The organism is Streptococcus mitis, assembly GCF_047464945.1.
In the GTDB taxonomy this organism is placed as follows: domain Bacteria; phylum Bacillota; class Bacilli; order Lactobacillales; family Streptococcaceae; genus Streptococcus; species Streptococcus mitis_EA.
Map to the genome: position 1 here is coordinate 513,409 of NZ_JASHAX010000001.1, position 24,708 is coordinate 538,116.

The 24,708-nt window shown below is 41.9% G+C and carries 26 protein-coding genes and 1 other annotated feature; of the genes, 1 reads left to right on the forward strand and 25 read right to left on the reverse strand.

The genetic code is table 11. The features are described 5' to 3' along the window. Positions 1 to 104: 104 nt before the first annotated feature. Entirely contained in the window at positions 105 to 1,760 is a 1,656-nt protein-coding gene (pavA, locus tag QM424_RS02535; RefSeq protein ID WP_414392831.1) for an Rqc2 family fibronectin-binding protein PavA, read from the forward strand. Between the two features lie 60 nt (positions 1,761 to 1,820). Here the strand turns inward: pavA and QM424_RS02540 are convergent, their stop codons facing one another. The 25 genes from QM424_RS02540 to proB all read right to left on the reverse strand — a co-directional run bounded on the left by QM424_RS02540 (position 1,821) and on the right by proB (position 24,701). After that, the gene (locus QM424_RS02540) at positions 1,821 to 3,533 is read right to left on the reverse strand and encodes a glucosaminidase domain-containing protein (RefSeq protein ID WP_414392833.1); all 1,713 of its coding nucleotides are present in this window, start codon (positions 3,531 to 3,533) and stop codon (positions 1,821 to 1,823) included. A gap of 97 nt (positions 3,534 to 3,630) precedes the next feature. Continuing rightward, positions 3,631 to 4,617: a dihydroorotate dehydrogenase gene (locus QM424_RS02545; RefSeq protein WP_414392834.1), complete on the reverse strand. Its 987-nt coding sequence runs from the start codon at positions 4,615 to 4,617 to the stop codon at positions 3,631 to 3,633. Then, on the reverse strand, positions 4,580 to 5,380 hold the full coding sequence (locus tag QM424_RS02550) for a dihydroorotate dehydrogenase electron transfer subunit (protein WP_261029375.1): 801 nt from the start codon (positions 5,378 to 5,380) through the stop codon (positions 4,580 to 4,582). The genes QM424_RS02545 and QM424_RS02550 overlap by 38 nt, the downstream gene beginning before the upstream one ends. Positions 5,381 to 5,628: 248 nt before the next feature. After that, positions 5,629 to 6,009, reverse strand: a complete 381-nt coding sequence (gene gloA, locus QM424_RS02555) for a lactoylglutathione lyase (RefSeq protein WP_000157153.1) — start codon at positions 6,007 to 6,009, stop codon at positions 5,629 to 5,631. A 58-nt stretch (positions 6,010 to 6,067) separates the two neighbouring features. Further along, complete coding sequence (gene rplT / locus QM424_RS02560) at positions 6,068 to 6,427, reverse strand: 50S ribosomal protein L20 (RefSeq protein WP_000124834.1); 360 nt, start codon at positions 6,425 to 6,427, stop codon at positions 6,068 to 6,070. Positions 6,428 to 6,478: 51 nt separating this feature from the next. Further along, positions 6,479 to 6,679: a 50S ribosomal protein L35 gene (gene rpmI, locus QM424_RS02565; RefSeq protein WP_001125943.1), complete on the reverse strand. Its 201-nt coding sequence runs from the start codon at positions 6,677 to 6,679 to the stop codon at positions 6,479 to 6,481. A 32-nt stretch (positions 6,680 to 6,711) separates the two neighbouring features. Then, entirely contained in the window at positions 6,712 to 7,242 is a 531-nt protein-coding gene (gene infC / locus QM424_RS02570) for a translation initiation factor IF-3 (RefSeq protein WP_000848180.1), read from the reverse strand. A gap of 15 nt (positions 7,243 to 7,257) precedes the next feature. Then, positions 7,258 to 7,389, reverse strand: a sequence feature (ribosomal protein L20 leader region). A 158-nt stretch (positions 7,390 to 7,547) separates the two neighbouring features. Beyond that, positions 7,548 to 8,732 carry a hypothetical protein gene (locus tag QM424_RS02575; RefSeq protein WP_261029376.1) on the reverse strand — a complete coding sequence of 395 codons (1,185 nt, stop codon included), beginning with the start codon at positions 8,730 to 8,732 and terminating at the stop codon, positions 7,548 to 7,550. 3 nt (positions 8,733 to 8,735) lie between these two features. Next, complete coding sequence (locus QM424_RS02580; protein ID WP_261022084.1) at positions 8,736 to 9,323, reverse strand: ATP-binding cassette domain-containing protein; 588 nt, start codon at positions 9,321 to 9,323, stop codon at positions 8,736 to 8,738. Between the two features lie 399 nt (positions 9,324 to 9,722). Beyond that, positions 9,723 to 11,963, reverse strand: coding sequence for a DNA internalization-related competence protein ComEC/Rec2 (locus QM424_RS02585; protein WP_414392837.1), 2,241 nt, complete (start codon positions 11,961 to 11,963; stop codon positions 9,723 to 9,725). Further along, entirely contained in the window at positions 11,947 to 12,597 is a 651-nt protein-coding gene (locus tag QM424_RS02590; protein ID WP_414392839.1) for a helix-hairpin-helix domain-containing protein, read from the reverse strand. The genes QM424_RS02585 and QM424_RS02590 overlap by 17 nt, the downstream gene beginning before the upstream one ends. A 68-nt stretch (positions 12,598 to 12,665) precedes the next feature. Further along, the gene (locus QM424_RS02595) at positions 12,666 to 13,235 is read right to left on the reverse strand and encodes a GNAT family N-acetyltransferase (RefSeq protein WP_414392841.1); all 570 of its coding nucleotides are present in this window, start codon (positions 13,233 to 13,235) and stop codon (positions 12,666 to 12,668) included. 106 nt (positions 13,236 to 13,341) lie between these two features. Next, the gene (locus tag QM424_RS02600) at positions 13,342 to 14,346 is read right to left on the reverse strand and encodes a PhoH family protein (protein WP_414392843.1); all 1,005 of its coding nucleotides are present in this window, start codon (positions 14,344 to 14,346) and stop codon (positions 13,342 to 13,344) included. 84 nt (positions 14,347 to 14,430) lie between these two features. Next, complete coding sequence (locus tag QM424_RS02605) at positions 14,431 to 14,646, reverse strand: YozE family protein (RefSeq protein WP_414392844.1); 216 nt, start codon at positions 14,644 to 14,646, stop codon at positions 14,431 to 14,433. 8 nt (positions 14,647 to 14,654) lie between these two features. Then, positions 14,655 to 15,509: an RNA-binding virulence regulatory protein CvfB gene (cvfB, locus tag QM424_RS02610; RefSeq protein WP_414392846.1), complete on the reverse strand. Its 855-nt coding sequence runs from the start codon at positions 15,507 to 15,509 to the stop codon at positions 14,655 to 14,657. A gap of 59 nt (positions 15,510 to 15,568) precedes the next feature. Then, complete coding sequence (gene frr, locus QM424_RS02615) at positions 15,569 to 16,126, reverse strand: ribosome recycling factor (protein WP_001262225.1); 558 nt, start codon at positions 16,124 to 16,126, stop codon at positions 15,569 to 15,571. A gap of 8 nt (positions 16,127 to 16,134) precedes the next feature. Next, positions 16,135 to 16,872 (reverse strand): UMP kinase, encoded by a 738-nt coding sequence (pyrH, locus tag QM424_RS02620; protein ID WP_000002996.1) that lies wholly within the window; start codon positions 16,870 to 16,872, stop codon positions 16,135 to 16,137. Between the two features lie 83 nt (positions 16,873 to 16,955). Continuing rightward, on the reverse strand, positions 16,956 to 18,290 hold the full coding sequence (gene trmFO / locus QM424_RS02625; RefSeq protein WP_414392847.1) for a methylenetetrahydrofolate--tRNA-(uracil(54)-C(5))-methyltransferase (FADH(2)-oxidizing) TrmFO: 1,335 nt from the start codon (positions 18,288 to 18,290) through the stop codon (positions 16,956 to 16,958). Positions 18,291 to 18,526: 236 nt separating this feature from the next. Next, positions 18,527 to 19,405, reverse strand: coding sequence for a 16S rRNA (cytidine(1402)-2'-O)-methyltransferase (rsmI, locus tag QM424_RS02630; protein ID WP_414392849.1), 879 nt, complete (start codon positions 19,403 to 19,405; stop codon positions 18,527 to 18,529). Between the two features lie 2 nt (positions 19,406 to 19,407). Then, positions 19,408 to 19,725: a DNA replication initiation control protein YabA gene (gene yabA, locus QM424_RS02635; protein WP_000358227.1), complete on the reverse strand. Its 318-nt coding sequence runs from the start codon at positions 19,723 to 19,725 to the stop codon at positions 19,408 to 19,410. A gap of 39 nt (positions 19,726 to 19,764) precedes the next feature. Continuing rightward, the gene (locus QM424_RS02640) at positions 19,765 to 20,655 is read right to left on the reverse strand and encodes a DNA polymerase III subunit delta' (RefSeq protein ID WP_261054549.1); all 891 of its coding nucleotides are present in this window, start codon (positions 20,653 to 20,655) and stop codon (positions 19,765 to 19,767) included. Continuing rightward, positions 20,652 to 21,290 (reverse strand): dTMP kinase, encoded by a 639-nt coding sequence (tmk, locus tag QM424_RS02645; protein ID WP_033679933.1) that lies wholly within the window; start codon positions 21,288 to 21,290, stop codon positions 20,652 to 20,654. The genes QM424_RS02640 and tmk overlap by 4 nt, the downstream gene beginning before the upstream one ends. Before the next feature lie 228 nt (positions 21,291 to 21,518). Further along, entirely contained in the window at positions 21,519 to 22,316 is a 798-nt protein-coding gene (gene proC / locus QM424_RS02650; protein WP_414392852.1) for a pyrroline-5-carboxylate reductase, read from the reverse strand. Positions 22,317 to 22,319: 3 nt separating this feature from the next. After that, on the reverse strand, positions 22,320 to 23,582 hold the full coding sequence (locus tag QM424_RS02655; RefSeq protein WP_414392854.1) for a glutamate-5-semialdehyde dehydrogenase: 1,263 nt from the start codon (positions 23,580 to 23,582) through the stop codon (positions 22,320 to 22,322). Between the two features lie 9 nt (positions 23,583 to 23,591). Continuing rightward, positions 23,592 to 24,701, reverse strand: coding sequence for a glutamate 5-kinase (gene proB / locus QM424_RS02660; protein WP_414392856.1), 1,110 nt, complete (start codon positions 24,699 to 24,701; stop codon positions 23,592 to 23,594). Between the last annotated feature and the right edge of the window lie 7 nt (positions 24,702 to 24,708).

Genomic DNA, 24,708 nt, shown 5'->3' on the forward strand with positions numbered 1-24,708 from the left:
GTGCTTCTCGTTTCTCTTTACTTGGCTTTATTATACCACATTTCCATGATTTTATTCTACCTTTTTGATATAATACTATGGAATACAATCACAAGGAGAGAACGATGTCATTTGACGGATTTTTTTTACACCACATGGTTGAGGAATTGCGAAGAGAGTTAGTGAACGGTCGCATTCAGAAAATCAATCAGCCTTTTGAACAAGAATTAGTCTTGCAAATCCGCAGCAATCGCCAAAGCCATCGTCTGCTCCTTTCTGCCCATCCTGTTTTTGGACGCATTCAGCTGACCCAAACGACTTTTGAAAATCCAGCCCAACCTTCCACCTTTATCATGGTTTTGAGAAAGTATTTGCAGGGGGCCCTAATTGAGTCAATTGAGCAAGTGGAAAATGACCGTATTGTGGAAATCACCGTTTCCAATAAAAACGAGATTGGAGACCATATCCAGGCTACCCTGATTATCGAAATTATGGGGAAACACAGTAATATTCTACTGGTCGATAAAAGCAGTCATAAAATCCTCGAAGTTATCAAACACGTTGGCTTTTCACAAAATAGCTACCGTACCTTGCTTCCTGGATCGACCTATATCGCTCCGCCAAGTACGGAATCTCTCAATCCTTTTACGATCAAGGACGAGAAACTCTTTGAAATCCTGCAAACACAGGAAACGACAGCTAAAAATCTTCAAAGCCTCTTTCAAGGTCTGGGACGTGATACGGCAAATGAATTGGAAAGGATACTGGTTAGTGAAAAACTATCTACTTTCCGAAACTTTTTCAATCAGGAAACCAAGCCATGCTTGACTGAGACTTCCTTCAGTCCAGTTCCTTTTGCAAATCAGGTGGGAGAGTCTTTTGCAAATCTTTCTGATTTGTTGGACACCTACTATAAGGATAAGGCTGAGCGCGACCGCGTCAAACAGCAAGCCAGTGAACTCATTCGTCGTGTTGAAAATGAACTTCAAAAAAATCGACATAAGCTTAAAAAACAAGAAAAAGAGTTACTGGCGACAGACAACGCTGAAGAATTTCGTCAAAAAGGAGAATTGCTGACAACCTTCCTCCACCAAGTGCCTAACGACCAATACCAGGTTATCCTAGACAACTACTACACCAACCAACCTATCACGATTGCGCTTGATAAGGCCTTGACTCCCAACCAGAATGCCCAACGCTATTTTAAACGGTATCAGAAACTCAAAGAAGCTGTCAAATACTTGACTGATCTGATTGAGGAAACCAAGGCAACCATTCTCTATCTGGAAAGTGTGGAAACTGTTCTCAATCAAACTGGGCTGGAAGAAATCGCTGAAATCCGTGAAGAATTGATTCAAACTGGCTTTATCCGCAGAAGACAACGGAAGAAAATCCAGAAACGCAAAAAACCAGAACAATATCTGGCCAGCGATGGCAAAACCATCATCTATGTCGGCCGAAACAACCTACAAAACGAGGAGCTAACCTTTAAAATGGCCCGCAAGGAGGAGCTTTGGTTCCATGCCAAGGACATTCCTGGAAGCCACGTTGTCATTTCAGGAAATCTTGACCCATCTGATGAAGTCAAGACAGACGCAGCAGAACTTGCAGCCTACTTCTCTCAAGGTCGCCTGTCAAATCTGGTGCAGGTGGATATGATTGAAGTCAAGAAACTCAATAAACCAACTGGTGGAAAACCCGGCTTTGTCACTTACACAGGACAAAAGACCCTCCGTGTCACACCAGACCCAGAAAAAATCGCATCCATGAAAAAATCCTGATTTTACTTGAAATCAGGATTTTTAACATACTATTTAATCAAATCATATCCAATTATAGGACTAATCTTTGCCACCTAGTTTCTCATTGATTTTCATCATCACACTAGCAATTTTTTCACCCCAATAAGGGTCTGAGGCATATTCTACATTCATACCAGACGCCTTGTTTCCAAGGAAAGTTCTGCCCCTATCGATATAATTTTCCTTAATCCACTTTGTTGCACCTAAAATTCCCTTATCCACATCATCAAATGTCTTGGCAGAAATATAAGGGGTCGTATCATAGGCTGTAATTCCAAAGAAATTATTCTTATCTTTGGCAATCTTGCTACGTCCCCAGTCGCTTTCTAAGGCACTATGGGCAAGGAGATAGAGGGCATTGATATGGTAATGTTCTTCGGCTTCCTTAAAGGTAGCTCCCTTGTTCTCCAAGAGGCTATTATTAATATTTAGCAGACTAAATACCTTATCCAAGTCTTCAGCACTGTAGTTTGTAGCCTCTGTCAAATTTTTGAAAAGGAAGGGATTTTCAAGGTTAAAACCATCAAAATGCAGCCCATCTGCCGAATAATATTTCTTACCTACTTCCATATCAGAAAGATGAGAAGCTACTGGGATACTAGCATTCTGAGCCACATAGTGATAAAAACGGTGGCCATCACTCTCATAATAAGGGATAAAATCCTTACTAGCATCTAGCGCTTGTAAATCTTCTGTTTTCATATAGCCTGACAAACCAGAAATAGTAATAGCCAAGCGCTTGTCATCACTTTTTCTATCCTTATCTAGCCAAACAACACTACCTTGCGATATATAGGAGAGCTTTTCACCATCTGCATTATAGACATTTGCTGTGACAGGTACTACTTGATAATAAGCAGCATTTTCATTTGTAGCTTTTTCTCCAAGCCATTTACCGTCGCTTCCAAGCTGATGACCATCAATAGTCTCATTTTTTGCCATGTAGCCACCGGATTTGAAGTAGTACCAGGCTTGGCTTTTAGCATCGTATACCCATTCTTTCTCAGCCATTTTACCATCAGATTTGAGGTAAAACCATGACTTCTTATCCCAAATCCATTCATTGGCTGCCATATAGCCACCAGATTTTAGATAATAATAGTGACCATTTTCGAAAATCCATTCTTTATCAGCATGATTTCCATTTTCTTTGATGTAAAACCAAGATTGGTATTGTTTGTCAAAAAGCCAACCTTGCTGTACTTTGGCACCACTGGCATTCACATAAGCCTGGTCAATCCACTGACTTGTCAGTAGATAACCACCAGATTTAAAATAATATTCCTTCCCTTTAATTTGGAGCCATTCTTTCTCTGCGTGTTGTCCATCTGCTTTGATGTAAAACCAAGCGTCGTATTGAGAATCATAGACCCAGTCTTCTATTACTTTGGCACCTGTTGCACCGACATAGGAAGCTCCTAGCCAAGCATTTCTTTTCATCTTTCCATTTTGGTCAAGATAATAGAAGGCTCCCTTGTCTTCTACCCATTCTGACTTAGCCATATAGCCACCAGATTTGAGGTAAAAATAGTCTTCACCTTGTTTTAGCCATTCATTTTCAGCATAGTTGGCATCTTCTTTTATATAAAACCAAGATTGATATTGAGCATCAAAAACCCACTCATTGGCTGCTTGACTCCCATCTGCTTTCAGGTATTGTTTTCCTTGCCAAGTACCATCGCTAGCCATTGCACTCTCTGGTCTGGCTAAGAAACATAGCAGAGCTAAAAAAACAAATCTCAATTTCTTCATAAACTTTCTTCCTCTGTTCTTTCTATTTTATTGTATCAAAATTCTCTATAATCAACATTACAAACTAATAAAAAATCAAGAACAGATAGATTGCAGTTTACCTAAGAGACTCTTTTACTTCCTTGCGGAGATTTTCCAGACTGCTAATGCCGTATTTATCCATGACTTTTGGTAAATTTTCGATGATATCAGGGCAGGCATAAGGATTGGTAAAGTTGGCTGTTCCAACTCCAATAGCAGATGCTCCAGCCAGATACATTTCTAGGGCTGCTTCAGCCGAATCCACTCCTCCCATTCCAATGATAGGCAGGTCTGTTGTTTGAGCTACTTGGCGGATGAGTTTGAGGGCTACTGGAAAGACTGCTGGACCAGACATTCCACCTGTTCCATTGGCCAAGATTGGTTTTCTGGTTTTGAGGTCAAAGCGCATTCCAACTAGGGTATTGATCATGGTCAAGCCGCTTGCTCCTGCATCCTCTGCTGCCTTTGCGACAGTGACGATATCGGTCACACTAGGGGTTAATTTGACATAAACTGGCACATCAGAGACTTCCACAGCTGCTTTCACCACATCATAAGCCAAATCTGGATCTTGACCAATCAAAAGTCCGTGATTACAGTGGTCAACATTGGGACAAGAAATATTGAGCTCGATAGCCTTTACATTAGCTGCCTTGGAAATCCCATGAGAAACGGCCGCATACTCTTGTTTTGAAAAACCAGCCACATTGGCAATAATAGGAAGATTTGGATATTCTCTTTCCAACCAAGGTAGCTTTTCGGCCAAAACAACTTCCAAACCAGGATTTTGCAAGCCAATTGCATTGAGCATGCCAGCAGGTGTTTCTGCCACCCTTGGAGTTGGATTGCCAAAACGGGGTTCAAGAGTTGTCGCCTTGATCATAATAGAACCTAAAAGGTCTAAATCATAGTACTTGGCATACTCTTGTCCAAAACCAAAACAGCCTGATGCTGGAATAATCGGATTTTTCAAATCCAAGCCAGGTAGAGAAACTTGTAAACGATTTGTAGTCATAATTTTCTCCTTATAATACAACTGTTCCTGTGCGGAAAACAGGGCCATCTTCACAGACACGTTGGCTGACCGTCTCGCTTTCTGGCACTTTTAGGACACAGGCGTAGCAGGCACCCATCCCACAAGCCATACGAGATTCCAGAGACAGATAGGCCCTTGGGTGGTTATAGAAGGTTTGATTGATATACTTCATCATTCCAGGCGCCCCACATGAGTAAACGGCGTCAAACTGATTATCTAAATCATTGATGACGACTGACACATTTCCCTTAATACCATAAGAACCATCATCTGTCGTTACAAAGACTTGACCATATTGGGCCAATTCCGTCTCTAAAATAACAGCATCCTTGTTCGCAAAACCGAGGACAGTCACTACTTTCACACCACGCGCACGCAATTCCTTGGCTACTTCAAGCAAGGGCGGAACACCAATCCCCCCACCAACAAGGAGAACCTGGCTCTGCTCATCTAGATCAGACAAGTCAAAACCATTTCCCTGAGGCCCCATCACATCAAGAGTATCTCCCTGACTTAAGGTTGAGAAAATAGCTGTCCCAGCACCCTCAATCCGATAAATGAGATGACACTGCTTATTAACCTTGTCAATAGACGAAATCGAAATAGGGCGACGCAAAAGATGGGCATCATCAGGCACACGCAGATGAAGAAATTGGCCTGCTCGCATAGCTTCAACCATTTCTCCTTCTAGGACTAATTCAAAGATTGCTGGCGCGATTTCCTCCTGTGCAACCACCTTCATGGTTTCCAATCGAATTGCACCCAAACGTTTCTTACATGTGGGATTCATGACTTTTCCTCCTTAAATTTTAAGGGGAGCAGATAAAGAAAAGACCTTGCTAGTGCAAGGCCTCAGTTAAAATCGTACAACACAAGAGAGTACACTCAAAAAGTCTCCTCTAGAAAATTGCACTATTCTTTTATCTGACACCTTGTGAGTCTCTCTGGACTCCCCTTAAAGGTTAAATTTTAATTAGTATACTCTTTCAACTAAAAAAAGTCAAGTAGAAAACGAACATTCTACTTGACCTCACGAGATTATTTTTCACGAATGACTTCGACCTTGTAGCCATCAGGGTCTTTGACAAAGTAATAGTTAGGTGCAGTTCCTGGTAGACCATTTGGCTCAGTCACTTCATAGCCTTTTGCACTATGCTCTTGATGAAGTGCCTCAAGATCAGGTGTACTGAGGGCGATATGGGCAAACCCATCTCCAACCACATAAGGACCATGATCGTAGTTATAAGTCAACTCCAACTCATAGTCGTCACCCTCAAGACCTAGATAGACAATCGTGAAGGCATGGTCTGGAAAATCTCTGCGACGCAATTCTTTAAATCCAAAAGCATCTTGATAGAATGCAATTGATTTTTCAAGATTTTCTACACGCAAGCAAGTGTGTAGCATTTTTGAAGCCATATTTTTCTCCTTTATTTTTAAAAAGACTGGGACAATCCTGTTCCAGTCTTATCTGTTATTATTTACCAAGTTTTGCTTTAGCTGCATCTGCAAGAGCTGTGAAAGCTGCTGCATCGTTAACAGCCAAGTCAGCAAGCATTTTACGGTTAACTTCGATCTCAGCCAATTTCAAACCATGCATCAATTGTGAGTATGAAAGTCCGTTCATACGAGCTGCCGCGTTGATACGAGTGATCCACAATTTGCGGAAGTCACGTTTTTTCTGACGACGGTCACGGTATGCATAGTAGTAAGAGTTCATTACTTGTTCTTTTGCAGTACGGAACAAGATGTGTTTAGCTCCATAGTAACCTTTTGCTAATTTAAGAATACGTTTACGACGTTTGCGTGATACAACGCCACCTTTAACACGTGCCATGTTTTATTTCCTCCAAATATTTCCTAGAATTGTTTACTTACAGTCAAGCTATTATTTCAAGCGAGTAAGCATTGCTTTGATACGTTTGTAATCTCCTGAATGCACCATAGATGCTTTACGAAGATGACGACGTTGTTTCTTAGTTTTTCCGTGGAAACGGTGAGAAGTGTAAGCACGGAAACGTTTAAGTCCACCAGAACCTGTACGTTTGAAACGTTTAGCTGATGCGCGGTGTGTTTTTTGTTTTGGCATGATTTTTTCTCCTTTATTTAACTTTCTGACAATTATTTTTTGTCAGTCGCTGGCGCCAATTGCATGAACATTTGACGTCCATCCATTTTAGCACGTTGTTCGATGATGGCAATATCTTGAGTTGCTTCAGCAAACTCGGCTAAAACTTTTGCACCAATCTCTTTATGGGTAATCATACGACCCTTAAAGCGAATAGATACCTTAACTTTATTTCCTTTTTCAAGGAATTTGCGTGCATTGCGAAGTTTTGTATCAAAGTCACCCTTGTCAATAGTTGGACTTAGACGAACTTCTTTCACAGTAACAACACTTTGTTTTTTACGTTGTTCTTTTTGCTTCTTCTGGTACTCAAATTTGAACTTACCGTAGTCCATAATTTTTGCAACAGGCGGTTTGGCTTGGGGTTGAATCAATACTAGGTCAACATTAGCGTTATCAGCCAAAGCTTGCGCTTCACTGAGTGGCTTGATGCCTAGCTGTTCTCCTTCAAGACCAATCAAGCGAACTTCACGTACACGAATCTCATCATTGATGAATAAGTCTTGCTTTGCTATGGTTTTCACCTCTTTTGTTTTATTAGAGAAAAACAATAGCGGACTCGTAAATATACAAGCCCGCACGTTATGATAGCGTTTCTTAGAAACTTTTCATCCGTAGGGCCAGGCAACTTAATGTCACAAGGCGAGAAGCTCTCACTTCTGCTTTTCTCAACTTTTATATGATACCAAGTTTTCGAGCTCTTGTCAAGATAAAAAGTTATTTTTTTAAAGTTTCTGTTTGTATTTTGGCTTGGTTTCCTAATTAAAAAGAGAGAATCAAGTTGATTCCCTCTCTATGTTAGTTTTTACTTATTTTCCCTATAGGAATGCTAAAACCTATTAAAAAATTCTTTTTTCTGTGAACTTCCCCATCTTTCGATAAATAGAATCCCCACTAACAAAAGGATAATCAGGCAAGGAAGTAAGACCATCCCCATGCTCCAATTCAGATTGACATTATCAATCTGCTTAGGTAATCTACCAGACAAAATCTCCACTGAACGCAAGTAAGTAAAGGGAATCAGATGTGCAATCCTTTGAAGAGGCTGAATTGTTTGGATGCCAAACAATAAGCCAACAATCCCAATAAGTGACAGAAAGAGGACAGGCATTTTTTGCTTGAAAAAGTAAGTAATCAAATACACAACTTCCACAATGACGATAACGGCTAAGAAAGCTAAGAACAAGCCAGGAAATAACACATCTTGTATCTTTCCAATAGTTACCTCTTGATTCGTTAAGCTATAAATCGGGTAGGGGTAATCTAACTGTCCAAAACCGCTTATCAGACTTCCCACTAGAAAAGAAAATCCGCTGATTCCGATAAACAGCACGGTTACATAGCTCACCCCAACTCCAAGAGAGGACATGGCAAATGCCACTTTTGAAAAAGGATATAACTGAGCTGTATCCAGATGATTTTGATACCTTTCTGCAAATAGTTGCGTTAGCATAAAAATAATAGCAACTACAAACAATCTTGGGATGATAGCCTCTAAAATCCAGACAATCTGATCAATCCCGTAGGTCGGATAAACTAAATTGTGGGCTTTTATGTTCAAGGGATATAAGGCTTGGTAAATCTTTCGCTCGCGGTCAACCGCCATTTTTAAGTCAGAACTAGCAGTCGGTTCCTTTGATAAAATTTCATAACTCTTCTCTACATCTTGCCACTGCAAATAGTAGGCTTCTTTCCAGCGTCCTTCTTTTAACAAAGCCAGAATTTCTGTCTTTTGCGTCAAAAGATTTTTTTGCGAGTCTAAATTTTCTTTAGCAAACTGATATTCCTCCGAGCTGGTGTCAGATATTTGGGAGAGTTTCTCTTCATATTCATTGATGACTCTCTCATCTTTTACAAGACGGGTTTCCAACTCGCTCTCCAAGCTGACGGAGTTTGCAGTCTGACTATTAAAATAAAAGGTAACACCGAGTCCAGATACAAATAAAGCTAAGATAATCCAGTTTAAGCGACTTTTGAAAACTTTTTTTAATAAAAATAGACTAACATCTTTCATAAACTAAACCTCTTCTATTTGCCCCTGATGAATGGTTACTACTCTATCGCAGACATCAAGCAACTCTTCCTTATAGTGGGAACTTAAAAGAACCAGCTGTTCTTGTCTATCGATTTGTGCTAGCCTATCAAAAAACTTCTGTCGATAATACTCATCTAAGCCATTTGTAATCTCATCCATAAGCCAGCATTTGGCCTGACTGAGGAAATACATGGCAATCACCAAGCGTTGCTTCATACCTAAGGAATACTTTCGGATGGGAAGGCTGATATAGTCAGACATTTCCCAGTAATCAATTTCATCCCCCAAGTTCAGCCCTGACTTCCAGATGTTTTTGATAAGACGAAGGTAGTCCATCCCACTTAAGTTTCCATCCAGCCATTCAATACTCTCATAATAAAACAAAGAAGGAGAGACTGCGATATTTCCGCTACTTATAGGAATTAAATTGCTAATGGCGCGGAACAGGGTCGTCTTTCCAGAGCCATTGATAGCAAGAATACCATAAATTCTGCCCTTTTCAAATGTAAAATCAACATCTTGTAAGATGACTTGTCGTGTTTTTAAGGTCACATGAGTAAGCTGCAACATATCTAGCCCTCCTTTTTATCACTCTTTAAGGATTAATAGCCTCCTCTGGAGTAGTTTATTACCTCATAACGATTGTAATTCCAACCAGAACCAATTTTATATTCAGAATAGCTGTCATAACGATACCATAACAGGAGATTAATATAGTTATATCTCTAGTAATTCATACTAGACCTATAGTAGGTATTCCAAGCATACCGATAAGTTTTAAGAACGCTCACAGCAGATATACTGGACTGAAAAAGACAAATAGATCATAAACTAACTAATTAAACGATTTTTACTAATTTTTAATAGTTTTATATCATTAATATTGAATACGCTTTCATTATATCGTTTTTATCATTATTATGCAACAGATTTTTAGTTTATTTTACTAATATATAATATTTGTCCTTCCTATCGAACACTTTCGATTTTCCAACTATTCACCCCCTTAAAGCGTATAGCTCCTTGCTGATCAGTTCGGTAAACTTTGCTATTGATACCCTCCAGTCGGGTCAAAGTTTCCTGATGGGGGAGTTTCGTTCGATTGTTCTTTCCAACTGAGATGAGAGTCATCTCTGGTTTGAGTTTTTCTAGAAAGGCTGAACTTGGTGATTTTTTAGAGCCATGTTGGCTAGCTTTCAAAACATCCACTTCTAGGTCAGGATACTGCTTCAACAAGTCCTTCTCTCCTTTCTCCTCCAAATTTCCTGTGAAGAGAAAGTGCTTATCCAAAAGTTTCCCATACAGAACCAAGGAATCTTCATGACCTCCATCTCCAATTTTCCTTGGAGATAAGACTTCTAACTGACTCCCAAAAATTGGCAAGTTCTCTCCTGCTGTTATACTTCTAACTTTTGTTTGGGTCGCTTGTAGTTCTGCCACAAATTGCTTCTGTTTCAAACTGCCTTTTGACACTAAAATTTCGCCTACATGGAAAGCCTTGGTCACCTCCAACAAATCTCCAACATGTTCCTTGTCCGTATTTGTCAAAATCAGCTGGTCAATTTTGGCTACTCCTCGATTTTTGAGATAGGGAATCAAGGTTCGCTGGGCAATGCTGGTCGTCGCCTTTTCTTGCCAAGGCTCGATTTTCTTATCAGATTCTGCCTTGCCACCTACATCTATGAGAATTGTCTTACCAGTTACATCCCTTAGGAAAATACTTTCGCCTTGCCCCACATCCAGTATGGTAATTTCATTTTCCAGCGGATGCTTGGTCAAGCAAAAGAGAGCTGCAATCAATAAGCTCAATACTGCTAGCCTTTTAATGTTTTTCCTCAAATCATAGACCAAAGCCAAAGAAATTAATAATAAGATTAAAAGCCATGCATTGGGTTGTCCAAAGACCAGAGGCCTACTTGCCACCTGCGACACCAAGCAAATGATATTTTCCAACCATTCAAAGATAAAATTAAGTTGAGTGACTGGATAGAGAAAGGAAAGGGCAAATAAAATAGACAAGAGCGGTAAGAAGACCAAGTCAAATAGAAAGGAAAAGACAAAGGTCAAAAGGATAGACCATGGTTGAAATTCTGCAAAATAGAAGGATAAAATGGGTAATATTCCTAAGGAAATGACTAGACTTTCTCTAGCAACAGCCTTGAGGCCATCTCCTTCTTTGCTGGTCATGGTCAAGATAAAAGCATAAGCGCAGGACAAGACACCTCCTGCTGTCAAGAAAAAGTTGGGCATAACGATAAAGAGAACAAGAACCGTTAAGGCAAAATTATCCAATCCCTTAACCCCATGCTGAGCCAGTAGCTTCTGCAAAAGACTACGAATGACCGATGCTGAAAATCCTGTCAGGCCTGCATAGATCAGGGAAAAGGGATAAGTCAGCCATTTCAACGTTTCTTGGGTCAAGCCCAATCGCAAGAGAAGTTTCTTAAATCCGTCCATGAAAAAGCCTACCTGCATGCCCGACAAGGCAAAAAGATGGATAATTCCTAGACTAGAATAAAGCTCATTCATCTCCTCAAAGTCGGTGTCCAGATGTCCTAATAAAAGCCCCGTCATGTAATTGCGCATAGGGTCTGGAAAGTGCATCTTAATCCAAACCACAGCCTTTCGACGTAAACTGGACAAGTTTTCACCTATATCCCAACTGCCAACCTTTTGAAGTGACTGGATTTTTTTGATATTGAGTGTCTGGTAAATTCCCTGAGTCTTCAGATAGGCTTGGTAGTCAAAGCCTCCAAAATTTCTCTGCCTTTCTGGCTCCGAAAGCTTCCCTTCTAACTCTATCTCATGAAGATCTGTTAAGACTTGAAATTTCTCTTTTTCATTCTCGGACTGGAGTTTATAATAGACTTGAAAAATGCGTTCATCAGACTTACCACGAAAGGATAGGCTATCACCATTGACCTTAATAGTGTCGGGCAAAATCCGTACCCTTTCAACAGAAACAGCCAAATTTTGACTCGCTTGACTCTGTTGCCAATTTTGAAACAGAAACCAGAAACCAAAGATTCCACAAATCACTAGAACTCTGCCTGCTGATTTCCAAGGAAATTGAATAAAGAGACAAACTAGCAGAAAAACAAAGCCCAATAAAGCAAGATAGGATGCTGAGAAAATAGCGTAGTAAAGCCAAAGCAATAGAAAACTCAGATAGATTAGGGGAATTGGGAAATTCTTAATCCGCTGTAACATAGTCTTTTAGCTTTTCTATCGTTTTAGCACCAATACCAGAAACCTTCTTGAGTTCATCAACCGACTTGAATTTCCCATTTGATTCACGATGGTCGATAATATCCTGAGCTCGTTTGCCACCCAGACCCTTGACCTGCTTGAGCTCTTCCAGACTGGCCTTGTTGAGATTGACCTTCTTTTCCTTGCTCGTTGAAGAAGCTGTCCCAGAACCAGTCTGTTGACTAGCTGCTTCTTCTCCCTTAGTTGGAACGTAAACCAGAGCTTCATCACTAACTTTCTGAGCTAGATTGAGCGATTTGCTGTCTGCTTGCTCTGTCAAGCCACCCGCCTTTTGAACAGCATCATTGACCCGACTACCTACTGGCAAGTCATAAATCCCTGGCGATTTGATAGCCCCCTTCACATCTACTGTGATCAAATCTTGTTCAAGAGGTTCGTCCTTCTCTTCCTTTTTCACTTCCTTTTCAGCCAATGAATCCTTGGAAACAGCTACAACTTCAGCCTGCAAATTCGTCTCTTTAACAGGTATTTGTGGAGCTGGTTTTAGCAGGAAAAATCCTCCTACAAGCAAGCCCAGACCAGTACAGATGACAATGATTTTATACTCTTTGATTTTCTCGATAATTACTTCCATATTTTCTCCTCTCTTAGATTATTCGTAAGAGGAAGAAAAAAACAGTCGAAAAATTTCTTCTCAACTGCTTATTTATTTGCAAAATAGTCTTCCTTGGTCAAGACATAATGAACTCTTGTAACGATTCTGCCTTTTTCATGCTGGTCCATACAAGCATAAGGTTCTTCGTGAGAAAAATGCATTCCTGATTTCTCCATGACCTTTCCAGATGCAGGATTGTCCTTATCGTGAAGGGCGGTCAACTTGTTCATTCCAATCTTCTCAAAAGCTAGCTCAATTACGGCGCGATTGGCTTCTGTCGTCAATCCTTGATTCCAATACTTTTTATTGATAATGTAGCCAATAGCCGCCTTCTTAAGAACAGGATCAATCTTGTGTAAGTCAATAGTTCCGATAAACTGACCATTGCTTTTTAGTTCTATTCCCCAACGTCCCAAGGGATTGGCCAAGTAGAACTGAGCAATGTTATTCTTGGTTTCTTCCAAACTTTGATTTGTTGGAAAAGTGTAGTGCGTATTTTCTCTGTCCGAGGCATACTCAAACATAGCTTCCGCATCATCCAAGGTTACAGGTCGGAGCAATAAACGCTCTGTTTCTATAGACGGATACTGGGCAAATTTTACAAAAATTGATTCCATAGGATTCCACCACTTGAAAAGTTTCTAACTAAGATAAGGATATTGAATGAAATATCTAAAAAGCAAATTTATACTTGATATTGAGATAACTTTAAGTACAAAAGAACTATCCTTCAGATAGAGGTTGAGGATCTAATTCTTCACTCTCTTCTTTTTTAACTGGAGCTGGTTCATAAGCGCGGATAATCTGAGCGACAACTGGATGACGAACCACATCCTTGGCTGAAAAATGAACAAAGTCAATTTGATGGATATTCTTGAGTTTCTCTTGAGCATCAATCAAACCGGACTTGACATTACGTGGCAGGTCAATCTGACTGGTATCTCCATTGACAATCATCTTAGAATTAAAGCCTAAACGAGTCAGGAACATCTTCATCTGCATGATGGTCGTATTTTGCGCCTCATCGAGAATGACAAAGGCATCATCCAAGGTTCGTCCACGCATGTAAGCAAGGGGTGCAATCTCGATAATTTCACGCTCCATGAGACGAGTCGTCTGGTCTTTCCCAAGAATCTGATACAAGGCATCGTAAACAGGTCGAAGGTAAGGATCCACCTTCTCTTTTAGATCCCCCGGAAGAAATCCAAGACTCTCTCCTGCTTCCACCGCTGGACGTGTCAGGATAATCCGCTTGACCTGACCACGTTTAAGAGCTGTCACAGCCAAGGTCACTGCAAGGAAGGTCTTCCCTGTACCTGCTGGCCCAATTCCAAAGGTCACATCGTGCTGTTTGACACTGTCCACATAAAGTTTTTGACCCAGTGTTTTGACACGGATAGGTTTACCAGTATTATCCTTGATAATTTCTTCTTCATAAAGGGCGACAAACTTGTCGATTTCATCGTTTTTGACCATGCTAATCGCAGTCACCACATCTGGCGTACCAACGGTCATCCCACGGTTCACCAAGACCATGAGAGCTTGAATAACCTGACGAGCTTCCTCACAGGCAGTCTCTTCTCCCAAAACCTGGACAATCTCCGTACGAGCATGAATCACAACATCAAGCTCTTCTTCCATTAAACGAAGATGGCGCTCATTGGAACCAAAAAGATGAAACAAGTCATCTGGATGACTCAGTTGAATGTCTATTGAATGTTCCTTCAAATAAAGAACCTCTCTAATCCTTTTATTTCTTTTTATTATAGCAAAGGGGTGGAGAAATTACTAGCCCAAACCCAGTGAATCATGCTAGTGTTCTAAGTATTCTTGCCAGATAGCATCAAAGTCTCCTAGATTGAAAGAGAAACTGGCATATTCCTCTAAAAAGCGACTCACCTCATCAAAATCATCTGTGTGTTTTGGAAAAGCTGATTCTTCAAAGGCTAGGTCTGCTAGGATAGTTTTGGGACTGTTACTTTTAGAATTGCGCTCTGTCATGAGCCAAGTGTAAAATGATTTTCTCATAAATCTCCCTAAATCAACTCTGTCCCAAACTGGTCTTGCTTGATTTTACCAGCCTTCATCAAGCCACCAAGTGCCTTTTTAAACTGACCCTTAGAAATTCCAAAGGTTGCCTTGATATCATCTGGAGATGACTTATCATTTAAGGTCATGAAACCGCCATTGCTTTCCAAATAGATCAAAATCATCTGGGCATCATTTTCCAACATTTCAAAAGAACGTGGTTTGAGGGAGAGGTTCAAGGTACGGTCCACTTCACGAAAACCAATGACACGCGCATCTAGAACTTGACCCAAACGTGGTTCTGCATAGCGCTCGCTAGGATGGATAAAGCCAAGCATGTTATTTTCTGGCAGGTAAACAAAAGTCCCTGACAGCTTGAGGCGGTAAACAATGGCTGGCCAGTTTTGGTTCTGCATGTTGTTGTAGGCAGGACGAGCCAGACGTTGAAAGTCTTCTTGATAGGCCAAGAGTCCCCAGATACGGTCTTTCTTGTCCACCTCAAGACGGATGTAGAGTTGGTCGCCCTTCTTAGGCCAGAGTTCCTTGAGCTCAGGGAGAATATCGAGTGACACAACGATTTCCTTGTCAGGAAGGCCCGTATCCACAAAGACACCCAAGTCCTTACGAACCTCTGTAACACGGCCCCAACCAAATTGGTCCTGAGTTGCAGTCACTTCTAGAGTGGTCAAGCGGAGTTTTTGCTTCATATCCGTGTAGGCAAAACCTTTAACCGTATCCCCTACTGTATGTTGACCTTCTTCCTTGGCAAGTGCATAGGTTTGACCATCCTTTTGCACAAAGTAAAAACGGTCATTTTCATCGATGATGAGTCCAACGATAAAACTTGCAAGATTTGTATTCATATTTCCTTCTTTCGAATAAAACTCAGCCAGCAATGCCAACTGAGTTTTTCTGTTTATTTTTAGACTTCCAAGAGTTCTTTCTCTTTGTTGGCAGTCATGTCGTCGATGTGTTTAACAGCATCGTCTGTTACTTTTTGAATGTCTTTTTCAAGAGTCTTCAATTCGTCTTCAGTGATTTCTTTTGCTTTTTCTTGTTTCTTAGCTTCGTCCATAGCATCACGACGGATATTGCGGACAGCCACTTTAGCATTTTCGCCGACCTTCTTCACTTCTTTAGCAAGGTCACGGCGAGTTTCTTCTGTAAGAGCAGGGATAACCAAACGAATAACAGAACCGTCGTTAGCTGGTGTGATACCAAGATCAGAAGCGTTCAAGGCACGTTCGATGTCTTTCAATGAAGACTTGTCAAATGGTGTGACCAACAAAACACGCGCTTCTGGAATCGTAATTGAAGCGATTTGGTTAAGAGGAGTTTCGACTCCATAGTATTCTACATGTACACGGTCGAGCAAGCTTGCATTGGCACGACCAGCACGGATACCACCAAATTCACGAGCAAGTGATTGGTGAGACTGGGTCATTCTCTCTTTAGCTTTTTCAATAATTGCGTTAGCCATATTCTTTCTTATTCCTTTTCTTCGATATTATTTGAAACTGTTGTTCCGATATTTTCCCCAAATACAACACGTTTGATGTTGCCTGGTTGGTTCATGTTGAAGACAACCAAGTCAATGTCGTTGTCCATTGAGAGGGTTGAAGCTGTTGAGTCCATGATACGCAGACCTTTATTGATAACGTCACGGTGGGTCAATTCTTCAAACTTAACGGCTGTCTTGTCTTTCTTAGGATCGGCATTGTAAACACCATCGACACCGTTTTTAGCCATAAGAATAGCATCTGCTTCGATTTCAGCTGCACGAAGGGCCGCTGTTGTATCTGTTGAGAAGTAAGGTGAACCAATTCCGGCACCAAAGATAACGATACGGCCTTTTTCAAGATGACGAAGGGCACGTCCACGTACGTAAGGCTCTGCCACTTGTTGCATGGCAATAGCTGTTTGTACACGCGTATCGACACCAACTTGTTGCAATGAATCTGCCATCACAAGAGCATTCATAACAGTCCCAAGCATTCCTGTGTAATCTGCCTGAACGCGGTCCATACCTGCTTCAGCAGCAGGTTCTCCACGCCAGAGATTTCCTCCACCTATAACAAGGGCAATTTCGATACCTAAGCTATGAACTTCTTGAATCTCTTTTGCGATTGTTTGAACTGTTTGGATATCAATCCCTACGCCACGTTCACCGGCAAGGGCTTCACCTGATAACTTGATTAAAATACGTTTATACTTGGGATTCGCCATTTTCACTCTCCTTTTTTTATCCTACCTATTTTATCACAATTTCTAAGATTTTTATAGTACCATGAGCAATTCTTTCAAAAAAATTAGACCGTTAAAAATTCCTCTAAGTCACTAAGGGCACGCTCTGCAATTTTTTCATAACGAGCCTTCTTATCACGGATACGTTCGCCTTCTAACTCCTTGATAATTCCAAAATTGACATTCATCGGTTGGAAATGTTTGCTGTCCGCATGGGTGATGTAATGAGCTAAGCTTCCAATCGCTGTCGTCTCTGGGAAAATAGCCTCGCTTTCTCCCTTGAAAAGACGAGCCGCGTTAATTCCCGCAACTAATCCTGACGCTGCTGACTCTACATAGCCTTCCACGCCCGTCATCTGACCAGCAAAGAAGAGATTTGGTTGTTTCTTAGAACGGTAAGTCTGCTCAAGAAGATTTGGTGAATCCATATAAGAATTGCGGTGCATGACACCATAACGTACAAACTCAGCATTTTCAAGACCTGGAATCATTTGAAAGACTCGCTTTTGTTCTCCCCATTTGAGATGGGTTTGGAAACCAACGATATTGTAGAGACTACCAGCCGCATTGTCCTGACGAAGCTGAACCACCGCATAAGGTGTTTTGAATTCGCCATCACGAGGGCCTGTGTAGTCGTCCGGATACTCAAGACCCACTGGCTTCATAGGACCATAAAGCATGGTTTTAATGCCACGTTTGGCCATGACTTCGATTGGCATACAGCCTTCAAAGTACTTTTCTTTTTCAAAGGAATTGAGCGGTGCTTCTTCCGCATTAACCAAAGCTTCATGGAAATCCATAAACTCTTGCTTGGTCATGGGAGCGTTGAGATAAGCGGCTTCTCCCTTATCATAACGAGACTTGAGATAGACCTTGCTCATATCGATAGTGTTGACGTCGATAATAGGGGCTGCCGCATCGTAGAAATAGAAACCATCGCCGTCATTAAGGTCATGAATCTTTTCAGCCAAGGCATCGCTGGTCAAAGGACCAGTCGCCACAACTGTGATAACATCTGTCGGCAATTCTGTAATTTCATCACGAACCACTTCAATCAAGGAGTGGTTGGCCACTTTCTCGGTCACCATCTGGGAGAAACCATCACGGTCCACCGCAAGAGCACCACCTGCAGGAACACGTGTAGCCTCAGCAGATTCCAAAATAACAGAACCCAAGCGACGCATTTCTTCCTTGAGAAGACCAACTGCATTTGTCAAAGCATCCCCACGAAGGGAATTAGAACAAACTAACTCAGCAAAATTGTCTGTTTTGTGCTGGGGTGTTGACTTGACACCACGCATTTCATAAAGTTTAACTGGAATACCACGTTCTGCAATTTGGTAGGCTGCTTCAGAACCTGCCAAACCAGCACCGATAACATTGATATAAGATTGAGACACGACACTAATACCTCTTTGGGAGTGTGAAGACAAGGTTCACATTGAAAAAGCCAATCGGACTTACTTCGCTTTCGAGTTTCTTGGCTCAGGCTGAAAAAGTCCACAGGACTTACTTCGCTTTCGAATTTCCTGGCTCAGGCTGAAAAAGTCCCCCAGACTTTTTCACTCCCACAAATCTTTCTATTTTTTTCTTCTACTAGTATAACAAAAAAAGGGAAGAAGGCAAACTTCCCTGTTTAGTCATTTTCTTGATTTTCTTCCCAGTCGTGGTAGGCAGCGTAGAGCTGGCTCTTATTCCACTGGTAAATCTTAGCGACTTCCTTGATAGCTTGATTTTTCTTCATGCCTTGCTGGATACGGGCTTGGATTTCTAAGAACAAGTCCTCCTCTTCTTTTTCCTCCACATCCTGACTGGCACCTTCAACGATGAGAAGGCATTCGCCCTTGAGTGGCGTTTCAGCTATGCTTTCCAGCAATTCAGAAATGGTACCTCTTTGGTATTCTTCATAGATTTTGGTCAATTCCCTAACCAAAACGACCGAGCGGTCACCATAGACTTCTAGCATATTTTCTAACGTATCTGCCACACGATGAGGCGATTCATAGAAAATCTGGGTCTCTGGATAGTCTTTTTTCAAGTCGAAAAATTGCTTTTGCTGGCCTGATTTTCTCGGTAAAAAGCCATAAAAGATATGTGGCTGTGGCGCTAAACCACTGGCAATCAAAGCAGAAATTCCTGCAGAGGCACCCGGAACAGTCACAACCGCAATTTCTTCCTCAATAGCTGCCTTGACCAAATCATGACCAGGGTCTGAGATGCTAGGCAGACCCGCGTCGGAGACCTGAGCAATGCTTTGTCCTGCTTTCAGGAAACTAATCAAATCAGGAATCTTTTCCTTGGCATTGTGCTCATGAAAACTAATCTGCTTGGTAGAAATGTCAAAATGCTTGAGCAAAAGCCCTGTATTGCGCGTGTCCTCAGCAGCAATCCAGTCCACTTCTTTCAAGGTCTGAATAGCTCGAAAGGTCATATCATCTAGATTGCCAATCGGCGTTGCCACTAGGTACAGCTTGCCATAGAGAGACTGCCCCTTAAAACTTTTTTGAATCTGCATGCCTACTCCCTGTATAACAACTCGTCACAGAACATACATTCCTCGTCCTGCTCTCGACGTTGTCCATAAAAATCATTACATACGTGAAAACCATCTTTATAAATTCGACGGACACTTTCACGAACATGCTTAGCCTTGACAGGAGCGTCTGCTTCCACCTCACCCAAGCGTTCGCGCAACTTACTATTTTCCAAGCGAAGAGCTGTATTTTCCTCTACCAGGCTCTTGAGATTTTTCTTGATGGCTTCCACATCGGCCAAGGTTACCAATAACTGTTGGGAAAAATCATCCAGCGCGTCAAATAATTCTTTTTTGTCCATAAAACAGCCCTTTCCTTTCTTTATCGTTCATTTTTGAGTTTATATTTCTTTCAAGATCAGATATTCCATGACATTTTGAAAGCTAACATTAGCCTGCCACATTTTTCTAGCTTCTAGCAAATCTTGTAAAATCACTCTTACTCTTGCTTGCAGGAGGTCCTGCCCACAGAGGACTTCAAGAATCCGTAAAACCTGATCTTGTTTTTCCTTGTCATCTGCCAAGCTAGCTAGTTTAGCAACCTGCAGATAACTTTCTTTTTTCTTAGCTACTAACCAAGTCAGCAGGCGTTCACTTTCATCGACCAAGGTCCAAAAGCCTGCCTGATTAGCCAACTTTTCTGCTTCAGCTCGCGATTGACTAAACTGAGCTAGGAGAGTCGCTTTTTTCTTGACCAGCCCCATTTGTTCTAAGAGCAAGATCAGCTTCTCTTCTTGTTTTTTAAAGTGGAAAATCTGGGTCCGACTTCGGATGGTCGGTAAAATCTTTTCTTCATCGCTTGTCAAGAAGAAAATATAAACCTCACTCTGGGGTTCTTCGATGACCTTGAGCAGAGAATTGGCTGCATTAGAATGCATTTTCTCAGCTTGCTCGATAATAAAGACCTGTTGTTGGCTTTCAATCCCTGCTTGAGAAAACTGCCCCACCAATTCTCGAATGCGTTCTGTCTTAATGATCTGATTAACTGGTTTAATCAAGGTAACATCGGGAAATTCTCCCTGTTCAATCAGCTTACAATTTCGGCATTTCTCACATGGCAACACACCTACTTTATCTGTACAAAAAAGGCTCTTAGCCAAAAACTGCGCCATTTCCAAGCTTCCAAAGAAACCTGAAAAGAGGTAGGCATGATTGAGCTGGTCTTGTTCTAGGATACGGACAAAGCGGTCAAACTGGTCTGGTTGCCAAGCCTTTAGTTGATCTTGTTTCATTTGACCAAGCCCATTCTGTCAAACAAGACAGCCTTGGTTGTTTCCACAACTTGCTCCAATGGAAGACTCGCATCAATCTTGACAATGCGATTTCCTTCTTTGTCCAGAAGAGAAAGGTAACCTTGACGGACTTTTTTATGCAAGTCCAACCCTTCCAAGTCCAAACGATTGACCTCGCGGTCACTATTAGCAGCAATGCGAGCCAGTCCTTCTTCCACCTCGATGTCAAAATAGAGTGTCAAATCGGGTTTAAGGCCATCTGTCGCAAACCGATTGAGCCAATCAATGGCGTCAATATCCAAGCCACGACCAAATCCCTGATAGGCAACGGAACTATCGATGAAGCGGTCCATAATGACCAACTTGCCAGCTTCAAGTGCTGGAAGAACTTTTTCCACCAAGTGCTGTCTACGACTGGCGATATAGAGAAGGAGCTCTGTTTTAGGATCCATCTGAGTATGACTTGGGTCCAAAATCACTTGACGAATCTTCTCCCCAATCAAGACTCCACCTGGCTCACGGGTCGTCAGCACCTCTACCCCTTTTTCCTCTAAAATTGGGAGCAGAGCCTCTAAAACACTGGTCTTGCCTGCTCCCTCTGGTCCCTCAAGAGAGACTAAAAATCCTTTTGACATGTCTAACTCATTTCTTTTTTACTACTTCTATTCTATCAAAAAAATAGAGGTTTGTGACAATCTTTTTGTCTTCTCATTTCATACTCAATGAAAATCAAAGAGCAAACTAGGAAGCTAACCGCAGGTTGCTCAAAACACTGTTTTGAGGTTGCAGATGGAAGCTGACGCAGTTTGAAGAGATTTTCGAAGAGTATCAACCACCATAAAAGAGGCAGACAAAGCCACCTCTTATTTACCTAGTTCTTGTGTTCGTTTATATGCTTGACCAACTGCATCAATGACCGTCCCTCGAAAAGCATGCGCTTCTAAGCTTGCTACACCAGCGATAGTCGAACCTCCTGGGCTGCAGACTTGGTCTTTCAATACTCCAGGATGCTCTTGGCTTTCTAGGACCAATTGACCAGCTCCTACCACGGTTTGAGCTGCCATTTTCAATGCCGTTTCTCTTGGCAATCCCGTCTGAACACCTGCATCTGCCAAGGCTTCGATAAAGAGATAGACAAAGGCCGGTCCACAACCTGCAAGACCTGTTGCTGCGTCGATTAAGCCTTCTCCCAGTTCAACCAAGAGACCAGCCTTAGTTAAAAGCTGACAAAAGAGCTCACTGTCCTCAACCCTGCAATTAGGAGACAAGGCATAGCTAATCACTCCTTGACCGATAGAAGCAGGAGTATTTGGCATCATACGAATAATTCTGTGTTGATTTGGGATAATACTTGCTAGTTTTTCTAAAGTCAACCCAGCTGCCATGGAAATCAAAAGAAGACTTTCTCTTTTTTTAAGGATGGTTTGATATTGAGATAGCAAGTCTGAGAACTGAGCAGGCTTCACTCCTAGAAAAATCACATCTGCTTCTGCGAATATTTCTTCATTGCTGGAAGCCTGACCACCAAAGTCTGCAATGAAAGCATCTACCTTGGGTTGACTACGATTGGCAAGGAGAATCTGAGCACCCGTCTTGGCCTGCAAAACAGCCTTAGCCAAGCTAGCTCCCATATTCCCCAAACCGATAAATCCAATCTTCATCTCTTACTCCCTTATCTGTCCGTCACCAGTAACCACATACTTGTAGCTAGTCAACTCCTTCAAGCCCATGGGACCACGCGCGTGCAGTTTCTGAGTTGAAATCCCCATTTCACAACCCAGACCAAACTGGCCTCCATCTGTGAAACGAGTTGAGGCATTGACATAAACCGCTGCAGAGTCCACTTGATCTGTAAAGTAAGCTGCAGCTTCAGCATTTTCAGTCACAATGGCATCCGAATGATGGGTACTGTGGGTTTCAATATGGGCAACCGCTTCTTCTAAACTGCTCACAACCTTAACAGCTAGGACATAGTCTAAAAACTCTGTGTCAAAGTCTTGTGCTTCAGCCACGTGACCTGAAACAAACTGACTTGCTTTCTCATCCAAGCGGAATTGAATTGGTTCCAACCCAGCTTCTTTTCGATCTGCAACCAGCACTTTCTCCAAGCGAGGAAGGAAGCTTGTTGCCTTGGCTTCATGAACCAGCAAAACCTCCATGGCATTACATACAGAAGGACGACTGGTTTTAGCATTATTGATGATAGACAGTGCCTTGTCCTCATCTGCATCCTTGTCCACATAAACATGGACAATACCTGTTCCTGTCTCGATAACAGGTACGATAGCATTTTCAACCACGGCATTAATCAAACCAGCCCCTCCACGAGGAATAAGCAGGTCTAGATAACCCTTGGCCTTCATCATAGCATAGCTACTTTCACGGCTAGTATCTTCCACCAGTTGAATTACATCTGGATGAATGGGCGTTGTCTCCAAACCTTTTTTCAAGGCTTTAACAATAGCATGGGCAGTTTGATAAGCGTCCTTCCCACTACGAAGAACGACTGCATTTCCACTCTTGAGAGCCAAAGCAGCTGCGTCAGACGTCACATTTGGACGACTTTCATAGATAATACCGATAACCCCCATAGCCACACGTTTTTTGGTGATAACTAAGCCATTTTCAAGCTGATTGGTTTCTAAAACTTCACCGATTGGATCTGGTAAAGCAACCACTTCACGAATACCAGTTGCCATTGCTTCTATACGTCCTGCATCCAAATAAAGACGATCCAGCATGACATCTGAGATTTTTCCCTTTGCTGCTTCCATATCGAGAGCATTTGCCGCTAAAATCTCCTCAGTAGCTACTAATAAGTGATCAGCCATGGCTAGCAAGGCTTGGTTTTTCACCTCTTTACTAGCTGTGTTGACCGATTTTTTAACAGCCTGTACCTGTTCAAATTGTTCTTGTGTACTTACCATAGTTTACCTCTAAAATTCTGTAAAGAGTAGTTGGATTTCAGGAGTAATGGAAATCCAGTCATCACGGTGAATCAAGACACCCTTGGCTTTTTGAGAACGCAACATATCCTCCAAAGCAGAGGCACCAAATTGTACGCGTCCTTTTCCAAGTGATTTTCCACTTTCCTTGTCAAATACCGTCACGATATCACCGTAAGAAAAGGCTCCTTCTGCATCAACAACACCAGATAAAAGGAGACTCTTTCCATGTTGAGAGAGAGCTTCTGCAGCCCCTTTATCTACCCAAATAGAACCTTGACTCTGAGCATAAAAGGCCAGCCATTGTTTCTGGGTACGAAGTCCCTTCTCTTGCGCAACAAAGTAGGAACCAGCCTTGGTCTCCTCAGCTGCCTCAATCATTGCATCTGACTTCAAGGATGAGCAAATATAAACAGGAACTCCTGATTCTGTTGCGATAGTCGCAGCCTTGATTTTTGTTAGCATGCCCCCAGTTCCATTTGACGAGCCAGCTCCACCGGCCATATCAATAATCTCACGATTGATAGTCTCGATTTTCTCCAAGCGTTTGGCGGTTGGATCTGAATTAGGATTTCCAGTATAAAGACCGTCCACATCTGTCAAGAGGACCAAAAGATCTGCTTGGACCATGGCCGCTACCTGAGCACTTAGAGTATCATTATCCCCAACCTTGAGCTCATCAATAACGACACTGTCATTCTCATTGATGATAGGAATCGCCCCACGGCTAAGTAAAACTGACAAAGCCTGATGGGCATTTTTATAACGGCGCTTATCCACAAAATCATCCTGAGTTAGCAAGATTTGTGCAGAAACGATTTGGCGCAAGAGAAGATTGGTCGTGTACTCTTCCAACAAAAGCCCTTGCCCTACAGCTGCTGAAGCCTGTTTATCAGCAATCTTTGTCGGACGCTTTTTAAATCCTAAGGCCCCAAAACCTGCAGCAATGGCACCTGACGACACCAAAATCAATTCATGACCAGCCTCGTGCAACATAGCCAACTGCTGGGTGATAGCTTTTACCTTACTACGTGATAAACTCCCATCCTCATTTGTCAGAGAAGAAGTCCCCACCTTAAAGACAATCCGTTTGTATTTCATAGTCTCA

Coding starts and splice junctions, on each gene's coding strand:
- pavA (WP_414392831.1), top strand. CDS start 105: ATGTCATTTGACGGATTTTTTTTACACCACATGGTTGAGGAATTGCGA.
- QM424_RS02540 (WP_414392833.1), bottom strand. CDS start 3,533: ATGAAGAAATTGAGATTTGTTTTTTTAGCTCTGCTATGTTTCTTAGCC.
- QM424_RS02545 (WP_414392834.1), bottom strand. CDS start 4,617: ATGGCCCTGTTTTCCGCACAGGAACAGTTGTATTATAAGGAGAAAATT.
- QM424_RS02550 (WP_261029375.1), bottom strand. CDS start 5,380: ATGAATCCCACATGTAAGAAACGTTTGGGTGCAATTCGATTGGAAACC.
- gloA (WP_000157153.1), bottom strand. CDS start 6,009: ATGGCTTCAAAAATGCTACACACTTGCTTGCGTGTAGAAAATCTTGAA.
- rplT (WP_000124834.1), bottom strand. CDS start 6,427: ATGGCACGTGTTAAAGGTGGCGTTGTATCACGCAAACGTCGTAAACGT.
- rpmI (WP_001125943.1), bottom strand. CDS start 6,679: ATGCCAAAACAAAAAACACACCGCGCATCAGCTAAACGTTTCAAACGT.
- QM424_RS02575 (WP_261029376.1), bottom strand. CDS start 8,732: ATGAAAGATGTTAGTCTATTTTTATTAAAAAAAGTTTTCAAAAGTCGC.
- QM424_RS02580 (WP_261022084.1), bottom strand. CDS start 9,323: ATGTTGCAGCTTACTCATGTGACCTTAAAAACACGACAAGTCATCTTA.
- QM424_RS02585 (WP_414392837.1), bottom strand. CDS start 11,963: ATGTTACAGCGGATTAAGAATTTCCCAATTCCCCTAATCTATCTGAGT.
- QM424_RS02590 (WP_414392839.1), bottom strand. CDS start 12,597: ATGGAAGTAATTATCGAGAAAATCAAAGAGTATAAAATCATTGTCATC.
- QM424_RS02595 (WP_414392841.1), bottom strand. CDS start 13,235: ATGGAATCAATTTTTGTAAAATTTGCCCAGTATCCGTCTATAGAAACA.
- QM424_RS02605 (WP_414392844.1), bottom strand. CDS start 14,646: ATGAGAAAATCATTTTACACTTGGCTCATGACAGAGCGCAATTCTAAA.
- cvfB (WP_414392846.1), bottom strand. CDS start 15,509: ATGAATACAAATCTTGCAAGTTTTATCGTTGGACTCATCATCGATGAA.
- frr (WP_001262225.1), bottom strand. CDS start 16,126: ATGGCTAACGCAATTATTGAAAAAGCTAAAGAGAGAATGACCCAGTCT.
- pyrH (WP_000002996.1), bottom strand. CDS start 16,872: ATGGCGAATCCCAAGTATAAACGTATTTTAATCAAGTTATCAGGTGAA.
- rsmI (WP_414392849.1), bottom strand. CDS start 19,405: ATGCAGATTCAAAAAAGTTTTAAGGGGCAGTCTCTCTATGGCAAGCTG.
- yabA (WP_000358227.1), bottom strand. CDS start 19,725: ATGGACAAAAAAGAATTATTTGACGCGCTGGATGATTTTTCCCAACAG.
- QM424_RS02640 (WP_261054549.1), bottom strand. CDS start 20,655: ATGAAACAAGATCAACTAAAGGCTTGGCAACCAGACCAGTTTGACCGC.
- tmk (WP_033679933.1), bottom strand. CDS start 21,290: ATGTCAAAAGGATTTTTAGTCTCTCTTGAGGGACCAGAGGGAGCAGGC.
- proC (WP_414392852.1), bottom strand. CDS start 22,316: ATGAAGATTGGATTTATCGGTTTGGGGAATATGGGAGCTAGCTTGGCT.
- QM424_RS02655 (WP_414392854.1), bottom strand. CDS start 23,582: ATGGTAAGTACACAAGAACAATTTGAACAGGTACAGGCTGTTAAAAAA.
- proB (WP_414392856.1), bottom strand. CDS start 24,701: ATGAAATACAAACGGATTGTCTTTAAGGTGGGGACTTCTTCTCTGACA.